This is a genomic window from Rhizobium sp. PDO1-076 (genome assembly GCF_000247475.1).
Taxonomy (GTDB): domain Bacteria; phylum Pseudomonadota; class Alphaproteobacteria; order Rhizobiales; family Rhizobiaceae; genus Allorhizobium.
Genome location: NZ_AHZC01000280.1, coordinates 1 through 1344, shown reverse-complemented (window position 1 = coordinate 1344; position 1344 = coordinate 1). Strand labels below are relative to the sequence as shown.

General features: G+C 62.4%; 2 protein-coding genes and 1 pseudogene. All 3 read left to right on the top strand.

Going from position 1 to position 1344, the window contains the following annotated elements; genetic code table 11:
* On the top strand, positions 1 to 984 hold a 984-nt coding region (locus PDO_RS15070), incomplete at its 5' end, for a tyrosine-type recombinase/integrase (RefSeq protein WP_007603406.1).
* A 57-nt stretch (positions 985 to 1041) separates the two neighbouring features.
* Positions 1042 to 1209: pseudogene (locus tag PDO_RS29125) on the top strand (IS66-like element accessory protein TnpA); the annotation flags it as partial.
* On the top strand, positions 1190 to 1344 hold a 155-nt coding region (gene tnpB / locus PDO_RS29460), incomplete at its 3' end, for an IS66 family insertion sequence element accessory protein TnpB (protein ID WP_007603404.1). The pseudogene PDO_RS29125 and the gene tnpB, both read left to right, overlap by 20 nt.

The window sequence follows — 1344 nt, the reverse complement described above, 5'->3', positions numbered from 1 at the left end:
ACCTTGCGCGCACTCACGTCCGACCTTGCCTATCTGCAGGCCTGGTCGCTCGCCGCAACCGGGGCCTCCCTCCCCTGGCCGACACCCGAAGCCTTGCTGCTGAAATTCGTCGCCCATCATCTGTGGCAGCCAGACCAGCGCGACATCGATCCTCATCACGGAATGCCAGCTGATGTCGAGCAGAGCCTGCGGGACCAGCGGTTCCTTCGATCCTCCGGGCCGCACGCGCCCGATACGGTGCGCCGGCGGCTTGCGAGTTGGTCGACGCTGACGAAATGGCGCGGGCTGGCCGGTGTCTTCTCCTCCCCTGCCCTCAAATCGGCTATACGGCTTGCCGTCCGTGCGACGCCGCGTCCAAGGAAACGCAAGAGCGCCAAGGCGGTGACCGGCGACGTCCTGGCAAAGCTGCTCGCGACCTGCAGCACCGACGGCCTTCGTGACATCCGCGACCGTGCAATCTTGATGGTAGCATTCGCGTCCGGCGGACGGCGTCGCAGTGAGATTGCCGGTTTGCGTAGGGAGCAGCTCACGGTCGAGCCGCCAATCACTGTCGAGGGCGGCCCTTCCCTCCCCTCTCTCGCCATTCATCTGGGCCGCACCAAAACGTCAGGGACCGAGCACGATGAGGTCGTTTATCTGACCGGTCGGCCGGTGGATGCGCTGAATGCCTGGATGACCTCTGCCAGAGTTGAGAGCGGGAGCATTTTTCGGAAGATCGATCGCTGGGGCAATGTTTCGAAGCGGGCGCTGGAGCCGAGTGCGGTCAATCAGATCGTCAAGCAGCGGGCGGCGCTGGCTGGCCTGGAGCCCGGAGAGTTTTCGGCTCATGGGCTGCGGTCAGGGTATCTTACAGAGGCTGCTAATCGTGGCGTCCCCCTGCCAGAAGCCATGGAGCAGTCCCGGCACAGATCCGTCCAACAGGCCTCCAGTTATTGCAACAATGCGACCAGGCGAACAGGACGAGCCGCACGTCTTCTGCCGTAGACGCCGCTTAGCTGCATGAAGCATAAGCGCAGCCTGTCGATGCAGAGCAATTCGGGTGAGAGGCCTGCCACGTGGGGTGAAGAGCGGCTGTCGAAGTCGTCACCAATCCCAGCCAAGGTGAGCGCATGCTTGCCGAACGGCGTGAAGTTGACGCTGGAATGCAGTGATGTGGATGCTTTGACGGCGATCATTGGAGCACTTGGTCATGTACAGACTGGACGCTGATCTCAAGGTCTACCTGCACCGCGAACCGATCGACTTTCGGGCCGGCATCAACAGCCTTGCGGTCCTCGTGCAGGAAGTGATGGCGCTCGAAGCCTTTCCTCAACCACAGCATTGCCTCGAAACCGGCAATCGTTC